This window comes from Clostridium sp. OF09-36 (genome assembly GCF_003481985.1).
GTDB lineage: Bacteria > Bacillota > Clostridia > Lachnospirales > Lachnospiraceae > Brotaphodocola.
Genome location: NZ_QUMD01000067.1, coordinates 1 through 2,490, shown reverse-complemented (window position 1 = coordinate 2,490; position 2,490 = coordinate 1). Strand labels below are relative to the sequence as shown.

Below are 2,490 nucleotides of genomic sequence, written 5' to 3'. Positions count from 1 at the left end.
TGAGCAGTACAAAAACAATAAAAGTAGCTGTGTAACCCACCTGGGTAGCAGTAAGGGTGTCATGGACGCACCCCTGAAACTACGGAGCTATGCTTCGTAATCAGATGCTCGGTAATTCAATTGCCGATGTAGTTCACTAAAGGCTTCGGAAGAATATCGTAGCCAGATAAGTTACATGATGGAGGAATGGAATGGTTTTGGTGAGAAAATTGTTCCATATGCAATTCGTCGATTGGATTATAGGGATTTTGAGAATTATTGTAATAACTTAGAGATTAAAGATGGTAGTAGTTCATTGGTACCGGATTCTACATTCTTTTGTTTTGATGAAGATAGAAATATTATGGTCGGAGCTGTAAATATCAGACATTATTTGAATGAATCGCTATTACGTAACGGAGGCCATATTGGTGATGGAGTAAGACCATCTGAGAGAAGAAAAGGGATTGCGACTAAAATGATAGCTCTTGCATTAGATGAATGTAGAAAACTGGGAATAGAAAAAGTGTTGATGGTATGTGATAAGGAAAATATTGGCTCAGCAAAAAGTATTATCAATAATGGCGGTGTCCTTGAAAATGAAGTAGAGGTTGATGGTGTCATAGAACAAAGATATTGGATTGACTTAACGAAAGTAGGTGAAGAGGGATGAGATTCCATCTATCTTTTATTATAACGCAATCTGTGTAATTATCACACACATTATCTGCCCTTGCAGGATGCCGTAGATTACCTTACCGAGCAGTTTGAATTGATGCGAACTGCCTCCCTTACCGTTGACCGAGATATGACGATCTGCCAATGTGAGTACCGGAAGGAGGGCGAACAAGAATGAATATCTTACTTGATTTGTTTCTTACTTTTGCAAAGATTGGTTTGTTCACCTTTGGCGGTGGCTATGCCATGATTTCTATGATTGAAAACAACTGCGTGGAAAGAAAACAATGGATTACCCACGATGAAATGATGAATGTGACCGTCATTGCGGAGTCAACTCCCGGTCCAATTGCCATTAACTGTGCAACATTTACCGGATATAAGAAAGCCGGTTTTGTTGGTGCATTGGCAGCAACACTGGGCATAATTGTTCCGTCCTTTGTGGTTATCTATCTGATTTCCATGTTTCTGGATAACTTTTTGGCATTGACCATCATTGCCAACGCCTTCAAGGGTATCAAAATTGCAGTCGGAATTTTAATTTTGGATGCAGCGTTTACGATGATTAAGAAAATGCACAAGAAGAAACTGCCCAGAGCGATTATGATTTGCTCCGCTATTGTGATGCTCTGTATCAATATCTTCGCATGGAATTTCTCCTCGATCAGTCTGATGCTGATTGCGGCAGTTGTGAGTCTGACGATTTTTGTTCTGAACGGTGCACCCGATCAGAAAGGCGGTGCAAAGAAATGATTTATCTTGATCTGTTTCTCGGTTTCTTAAAAGTCGGATGCTTTGCCTTTGGCGGAGCCTACGGCGCAATTCCTTTGATTCGTGATGTAGTAATGTCTTACGGATGGCTGAGCGATGAAATGCTGACCTATATGATCGCTGTCAGCGAAAGCACACCCGGACCAATTATGGTTAACCTTGCTACTTATATTGGAAGCAGCCAAGCAGGCTTTCTTGGCGCCGTAATTGCAACATTGGCGGTTGTTCTTCCTTCGTTCCTGATTATCCTTTTGGTAACGGCCTTACTTAAAACCGCTTTGAAAAACAAGTATGTTCAAGCGGTTTTGCGTGGTCTGAAGCCCTGTGTGATCGGCATTGTTCTTGCAACGGGTATTTATATGGTCTTTGGAAACTGCTTTGGAGCGATTTCAGCAATCCAGATTAATTTGCAGGCAATCATCCTTACGGCAATTCTGGTTGCTTCGATGTTTGGGTATAGGCATTTTGCAAAGAAGAAGCTGTCGCCTATTCTTTTAATCGTATTATCCGCAATAGCGGGCATGGCAGTGTACGGAATATAGAATTAAGACAATACAGCGATAGCGATATGGACGCAGTGATGCAGATATGGCTTAATACGAATATTCAAGCACATCATTTCATACCGTCTATCGGCTGTTCTTTTTTTGGTTTTCAGGCGTTAAAACGGTAATGTTTTTCTTGTGTACAGTAGAGCGCTATAGTATAATAAAACCAGTTTTTTACATAAGTTTAAAAGCTATAATAAGGAAATCGGCAAACCAGATGAAAGTCTGGGACGCAAAGCTACAGGGCCTTTAAAATGGCAGCCAGTTGCATGAAATGATGTACACTGTCTGTCTGACAGTGCTTTTTTATGGAGTTATTTCACAGACGTAACAATAATGATTTTACCAGGAAAGAAAGAGGTAAAGTATGAAAAAGGCAAAACGTTGTCTGATAACAGTGGTGTCAGGTGTACTTGTAGCAACTGCTGTCTTGTCTGGATGTGGACAGTCAAAGAAAGAAGTATCTAAAAACGATGATCATCTTACCGTTTATCTGTGGGAAAATCGTTTGATG

At 40.6% G+C, this 2,490-nt stretch carries 3 protein-coding genes and 1 riboswitch; all 3 genes read left to right on the top strand.

Annotated features, from left to right (window positions below; all coding sequences use genetic code 11):
- Positions 1-175: 175 nt before the first annotated feature.
- The 3 genes from DXA97_RS19580 (at position 176) to DXA97_RS19570 (ending at position 1,970) form a co-directional block, all read left to right on the top strand.
- Positions 176-652 (top strand): GNAT family N-acetyltransferase, encoded by a 477-nt coding sequence (locus DXA97_RS19580; protein WP_118721447.1) that lies wholly within the window; start codon positions 176-178, stop codon positions 650-652.
- A 179-nt stretch (positions 653-831) separates the two neighbouring features.
- The gene (locus DXA97_RS19575) at positions 832-1,410 is read left to right on the top strand and encodes a chromate transporter (RefSeq protein WP_118721446.1); all 579 of its coding nucleotides are present in this window, start codon (positions 832-834) and stop codon (positions 1,408-1,410) included.
- Positions 1,407-1,970 (top strand): chromate transporter, encoded by a 564-nt coding sequence (locus DXA97_RS19570; protein ID WP_118721445.1) that lies wholly within the window; start codon positions 1,407-1,409, stop codon positions 1,968-1,970. The genes DXA97_RS19575 and DXA97_RS19570 overlap by 4 nt, the downstream gene beginning before the upstream one ends.
- A 203-nt stretch (positions 1,971-2,173) precedes the next feature.
- Positions 2,174-2,249: riboswitch (cyclic di-GMP riboswitch) on the top strand.
- Positions 2,250-2,490: the final 241 nt, after the last annotated feature.

Coding starts and splice junctions, on each gene's coding strand:
- DXA97_RS19580 (WP_118721447.1), top strand. CDS start 176: ATGATGGAGGAATGGAATGGTTTTGGTGAGAAAATTGTTCCATATGCA.
- DXA97_RS19570 (WP_118721445.1), top strand. CDS start 1,407: ATGATTTATCTTGATCTGTTTCTCGGTTTCTTAAAAGTCGGATGCTTT.
- DXA97_RS19575 (WP_118721446.1), top strand. CDS start 832: ATGAATATCTTACTTGATTTGTTTCTTACTTTTGCAAAGATTGGTTTG.